The organism is Pseudomonas sp. NBRC 111127 (assembly GCF_001320345.1).
Classification (GTDB): Bacteria; Pseudomonadota; Gammaproteobacteria; order Pseudomonadales; family Pseudomonadaceae; genus Aquipseudomonas; species Aquipseudomonas juntendi.
The window spans coordinates 1-5,264 of sequence record NZ_BCBD01000237.1; the positions used below are offsets into that span (position 1 = coordinate 1).

The following is a 5,264-nucleotide window of genomic DNA, read 5'->3' on the forward strand; positions in this document are numbered from 1 at the left end:
GCCCGCGAACAGGCCGGCCCAGGCTAGCCCTTGGCCCGGCGGGCCTTGAAGAAGTCGCTGAGGATCTGCCCACACTCCTGCGCCAGCACCCCGCCCTCTACCATCACCCGGTGGTTGAGAAAGCCCTGGCCGAAGAACTGCCCCTGGCTTTGCACGATCCCCGCCTTGGGCTCCAGCGCGCCAAACACCACCCGCATCACCCGTGAATGTACGATCAGGCCTGCACACATGCTGCACGGTTCCAGCGTGACGTACAGGGTGCTGCCTGGCAGGCGGTAGTTGCTGGCCGCCTTGGCCGCCGCCCGAATCGCCACCATCTCGGCATGGGCACTGGGGTCGCTGTCGATGATCGGCCGGTTGAAACCCTGGCCAATCACCTGGCCATGCTGCACCAGCACGGCCCCCACCGGTACCTCGCCCAGCGCTGCACCCTCGGCTGCCAGGGACAACGCCAGGCGCATGAATTCCTGATCGCGGCTGCGATCGATGATCTGCGGGCGCATCACACCACCGCGATAGCGGCCATCAGGCCGGTTTCCATGTGGTCGATGACGTGGCAGTGGAACATCCAGGTGCCCGGGTTATCCGCCACCAGGGCCACCTGCGCGCGCTCGTTCTTGCCCAGCAGGTAGGTGTCGGTGAACCACGGTTCCTTGATGTCGTGCCGGTTGGAGGCGATCACCTTGAAACTCATGCCATGCAGGTGGATCGGGTGCTGGTACTGGGTCATGTTCTTCAACTCGAAGATGTAGCTCTTGCCTTTTTGCAGCGTGGCGATGGGGCGGTCGGCGCAGGTCTTGTCGGTGATGTCCCAGGCTTGGCCGTTGATTTGCCAAAGGCTCGGTGGCTTGTCCTGGTCGGAAGTGACCGAAACCTTGGCCGCCCATTCGAAATTGAAGTTGAGCTTTTCGGCATTCTCCAGGTCCGGTTCGGCTATCGGGTTGGCCGGCAGCGCTGGCGGCCAGTCCCCCGGGGCATCGGTACTGGCCACCGAGCGCAGGGTGCCCAAGCGCACGAAGCCATCGCGCAGGGAAATTTCCTCCCCCGCCTGGGGAATGCGGATAGCCAGGCAGATGCGCATGCCAGGGCCGAGCCAGTACTCGTCCTCCAGGGGGCGAGGGGTCACCGGGTTACCATCGAGCGCGTAGATCCGGGCCTCGCAGTTGCCCTTGAGGTTCACCCGGTAAGTCCAGGTGTTGTCCAGGTTCAGCAGTCGCACGCGCACCACCTGCCCGGCCGGCAGTTCGGTGACCGCGTCGGCCTGGCCATTGATGGTGATCAGGCGCCCGGCGGTGCCGTTGCGCGCGGCCTCGCGCGGGATACTGAACGGCAGCCAGCCACCCTCCTCGTCCACGTGCCAGTTCTTCAGGCTGAGTGTGCGCTCATGCCGGAAGCCGGTGGGCTCGCGCTCCTCGACGATCAGCGGGCCGACCAGGCCACGGCCCAGCTCTTCGGAACTGCTGACATGAGGGTGATACCAATAGCTGCCCGCATCCGGTACGCGGAACTTGTAGTCGAAGTACTCGCCTGGCTTGACCGGCAGTTGCGACACATAAGGCACGCCGTCCATTTCCAGCGGCAGGCGGATACCGTGCCAGTGGATGGTGGTTTCCACCGGCAGGTGGTTGATGAAGCGCACCCGCAGCCAAGTGCCTTGGCGCACACGCAATTCGGTGCCCGGTGCTGACGGCCCGAACGCCCAGGCCTCGGTCTTGAAGCCCGGCACCAGCTCGACGTCAAGCGGCGCGGCGATCAGCTCGTAGTCATGGCCGGCGTTGTCGTCCTCGACCTTGCCCAGCCAGTAACGCGCCGCGCCACCGGCGCCCAGGCCAACCACAACCAGGCCGGTCAGGCCCTTGAGCATTTGTCGACGGGTGAAGGACATCGGTGCGGGTACCTCGTGTTCGGTGCGATCAAGCTGCCAGCCTCGGCTGACGATGAAGGGCGAATACGATACACCTGCAAATGGGAAATATTAAGTGAAGTCTCTAGAGACCCTGGCGTTCCGCTTCCACGGCGCCGCCACACAACTGATTGAACCACTGCCGGTCATGGTCGCCAGGTTGGCGCATGGCAGCCTGCAGCAGTGCACCGTCCAGCCTGACGCGAAGGTTGTCGAGGCGCGCAGCCAGTGGCGGATGGGAGTCGAATGGATGGGGCATGGTCAGGCCCAGCACGTCTTCATCCAGGCGCAACGGCACGCGCTGCAAATGCCGGGGCAGCGCTGCCAGCAGGCCTTGGCCGCCGTACTCGTGCAGCAAGGCATCGACCACGCCGCCCAGGGCGATCGCCCGCAACAACGCCTGCATGAACAGCTCCGGTCCGGCCACTTCGGCACCGGCCCGGTCAGCCAGCAATTCCTGCTCACGCCCCCAGTGATGGACCGCGACCTGAAAATGGTGCAGGAACTGGCCAGCTGCCCATACCACCGGGCGAGCGACCCAGGCGGCGCCGCGCTCAGCGTCGACCAGGGTAGAGAACTGGGCGCACATCAAGCTGAAGCGTGCGTTGGTCGCACTGCCCTGCTCCGTGTCGCGGCTGCGAAAATGGCCAAGCTCATGGCCAATGATTGCGGCGGCTTCCCGCTGGCTCAAGGCGCCGAGACACGGTAACGACAGGTACAAGGTTCGGCCATCGAGTACCGACTGACAGGGCTGCAGCACGACTGGAACGCTGGTGACGAAAAAGCTTTGGTCGATGCCGACCACGATATTGTCCGGTACTGGCGCACGCAACTGCGTGGCCAGGCGCTCAACCCATTGCCAGAGCGCCGGAGCCCCCTGCCGGTGAAGCTGTCGACCGAGAAAGCTCGCCTTCGACGCCCCGATGCGCGGCCATTGCTGGCGCATTCGCCAGGCGGTACGCAGGCACACGAGCAGTAATGACGCTAGCGGCAGCACCACGATCAGCACGGTAACCCCGCCCTGTGCCGCATGGCTGAAGCCAGCGCTGACTTCATACAGCAGCAGAAGGCCCAACGAGCCAGCCAGCAGCCCCATGTAGACGCTTAGCCAACGCCCCAGCACCCGCCAGCTGGCGGTCATGCGCTGGTGCAGGTAATGCGCCGAGCGCAAGGCCCGCCAAGCGTCGTACCTGAGCCTGAGCCAAGCGCCGATGCCAGCGACCAGCGCGCCCCATGCCAGCCAGCCGCCGACACCGGCCAGCGTTCTACGCACGCTAAGCCAGTGGCGGTCGGTATCGAGCTCATCCAACTGCCGTTGCAGCACTTCACGCGTGTCCAGGCGCCCTGCCAGTTCCTTGCGCGCCGCCCAAGGCAGTGTGCGCAACAAGTCCTCGCTGGGCGTTGCCAGCCACTGCCGGATGATCCCCGCCTGCTCTTGCGCCGTCTCGGCCCGCCATTGCTGCACGCCGCCCCAGCCGACCAGCAGCAACGGCAACAGCAGCATGACCAGGCCCCAACCCAGGCGCCTCATTGCAGCGCCCCGCTATACATCTACCTGCATCAACTCCAGTTGCCGTTGGGCATGGGCCGCATTGCGGTAGGCCGCCAACAGCTCGAGCACTTCGTCGTTCCCCAGTTTGCGACCCTTCAAGGCCAGGCCGGCAGACATGATGCGAATCTGCGGTCGCGGCTTTTTCAGGGCCATCGCCTGGTTTCCGAAAAACTGCAGCTTGACCACGCGATGCTTAGGCAGCGCAGCTTCGCTGCTCATCTCAAGCGTCTGCACCATGACCAGGCCTTCGTCCTTTACCGCGATGTCCTCGACTTCAGCCATGTCGACAGGGGCGTCCAGGGTATCGACGAACAGCTGTCGGCGAGTCAGGCGCATGAACACCTTGGTGCCCGCGTTGCGGTGCTGCCAGGTCACCGCGGCCGCCATGCACACCACGAACAGCACCAGTGCGACCGCGCCCAGGCGTTGCGGGTTGAACGTGGTGACCAGCAGAATCAGGGCGCCCACCAGCAGTATCGGCCCCCAGACCTTGTAACGCCGGGAGTTGGTAAATTCGCTTTGCTCCGGGACGCGCTCGATTACCTGTTTGAGTTCGGCAACCACCCGCTCGCGCTGGGCGGCACGGGCTTGCTCATAGTCTTCGCCAAGCGCGCCGGAAAGGTCGGCCAGCGGATCGTCGGGTTTAGCCATGATCAGATGTGCTCCCCGTTCACTGCTGCTTGGCCAGATAGTCGGTCAGAAAAGCCTGCGCATCACCTTGGCGCGACAGCCCCTCGGAGTAGCCAACCGGCAACGGTTGCGGCTCACCCGGCAGGTAGAGCTCGCCGCCCCAGCCGCCCTGCACGATCAACACGACAAACTTGTTGCCATCGACCGTCGTCCAGTAGCGGGTGTCCTTGGCGGTTTTCTCGACCTGCATTTTCTGAATGCGCATGTTCCAGTCGTGATCGACGCCTTCGACCTGGACCAGCGCCTCATTGGCGGCCCGCTCGCCAATGCGCAGCGTCCATACCTTGACGCCCTCGGTGCCCATATAGGCCTTGACCTGTTCGGCTACTGCAGGCCGTTGTTCGGCGTGTGCCTGGCCTAGCCAAAGCGTGAGCGATGCCACCAGCAAGGCAGCCCATTTTCGATAAGCGAACATTTTTTCCACCATGATGCGAAACGATCGATCATTGAAGACAGCTACGCCGGCACTGCCAACCCCTGTGGCCGGTTCGCACAAAAGATGGGCCGCCGCGCACAATGGCTGTTGCCAAAAATGTGCGCGCGTTACCATTTACGCTCATGCCGCCGCCAACCAAGGACGTAGCGCCCATGCGATCGACCAGCCCCTACCTGGACACCTCCTTTTCCTTCGACAGCCCCGGCTCGCTCGCCGACGCCGGCGTGCTGGACAGCGGCAAGGCGCAGATCATGGGGCGTGCAACCGGGCATTATCGGGCGCAGACCGTGCACGCGGGGCTGCAGTACTTCGATTGCAACCTGCAGTTTCCCGAACCGTTGCAAATCGACAAACTGCTGCCGCAAAGCCTGTGCGTCGTCCACGTGTTCGACGGTGCCTGGCAGCACAAGGTCGACGGCACGCTCAACCATTACGCCCCCGGCCACTTGCACCTGCTGGGCCTGGGCGAAAGCCTGGAAGCGCAGGACCAGTTGCCTGCAGACAGCCATGCGCGCATGGCTGGCGTGCGCATTGCCGGCGACTACCTGCATGAGCTGGCGCGGGACGATGCGCAATTGCTACCCCTGCTGGCCTTGACCGCAGACGGCATGCGCTTCGATCAACTCCCCCAATGCCCCGCCGTCAGCCGCTTGCTGCAGCAGCTGTACCTGTCACCCTATACC

Annotated in this window: 5 protein-coding genes and 1 pseudogene; 1 reads left to right on the forward strand and 5 read right to left on the reverse strand. The window is 64.2% G+C overall.

Going from position 1 to position 5,264, the window contains the following annotated elements; all coding sequences use genetic code 11:
• Nucleotides 1–23: 23 nt before the first annotated feature.
• From tadA to APH30_RS25920, 5 genes are all read right to left on the reverse strand, one after another.
• Nucleotides 24–503: a tRNA adenosine(34) deaminase TadA gene (tadA, locus tag APH30_RS25900; RefSeq protein ID WP_029885514.1), complete on the reverse strand. Its 480-nt coding sequence runs from the start codon at nt 501–503 to the stop codon at nt 24–26.
• Nucleotides 503–1,885 (reverse strand): multicopper oxidase family protein, encoded by a 1,383-nt coding sequence (locus APH30_RS25905; RefSeq protein ID WP_054890219.1) that lies wholly within the window; start codon nt 1,883–1,885, stop codon nt 503–505. Before APH30_RS25905 ends, tadA begins: the two co-directional genes overlap by 1 nt.
• Nucleotides 1,886–1,988: 103 nt before the next feature.
• The gene (locus tag APH30_RS25910; RefSeq protein WP_054914130.1) at nt 1,989–3,434 is read right to left on the reverse strand and encodes a M48 family metallopeptidase; all 1,446 of its coding nucleotides are present in this window, start codon (nt 3,432–3,434) and stop codon (nt 1,989–1,991) included.
• A 12-nt stretch (nt 3,435–3,446) separates the two neighbouring features.
• Complete coding sequence (locus tag APH30_RS25915; RefSeq protein ID WP_054890221.1) at nt 3,447–4,106, reverse strand: hypothetical protein; 660 nt, start codon at nt 4,104–4,106, stop codon at nt 3,447–3,449.
• 19 nt (nt 4,107–4,125) lie between these two features.
• Complete coding sequence (locus tag APH30_RS25920) at nt 4,126–4,560, reverse strand: hypothetical protein (protein WP_054881723.1); 435 nt, start codon at nt 4,558–4,560, stop codon at nt 4,126–4,128.
• A 173-nt stretch (nt 4,561–4,733) separates the two neighbouring features.
• On the opposite strand from APH30_RS25920, the pseudogene APH30_RS25925 reads away from it, so the two are divergent.
• A pseudogene (locus APH30_RS25925) lies at nt 4,734–5,264 on the forward strand (AraC family transcriptional regulator); the annotation flags it as partial.